Origin of the sequence: Cupriavidus sp. SIMBA_020 (genome assembly GCF_046535395.1) — a bacterium.
GTDB classification, from domain to species: Bacteria; Pseudomonadota; Gammaproteobacteria; order Burkholderiales; family Burkholderiaceae; genus Cupriavidus; species Cupriavidus campinensis.
In genome coordinates this window covers 1-247 of record NZ_JAWRWU010001355.1, presented here as the reverse complement: position 1 = coordinate 247, position 247 = coordinate 1, and the positions used below count along the sequence as shown (strand labels likewise).

The following is a 247-nucleotide window of genomic DNA, read 5'->3' as shown; positions in this document are numbered from 1 at the left end:
AAGGTTCGGCCGCATCGGCGACGCGCGTCGCCCATCGCCGGCGGCCTTGCGACATCACCACCCCTTTGCTGGAGCTACTCATGAGCACGACGTATGCCTATGCAGCGACCGACGCCACCGCGCCGCTCGCCCCATTCGAATTCCAGCGCCGCGCAGTGCGCGCCCACGACGTGCAGATGGAAGTACTGTTTTGCGGCGTGTGCCATTCCGATTTGCACCAGGCGCGCAATGAATGGAAGAACACGGT

At 64.0% G+C, this 247-nt stretch carries 1 pseudogene; it reads left to right on the top strand.

Going from position 1 to position 247, the window contains the following annotated elements:
• Positions 1-80: 80 nt before the first annotated feature.
• Positions 81-247: pseudogene (locus SB751_RS33925) on the top strand (NAD(P)-dependent alcohol dehydrogenase); the annotation flags it as partial.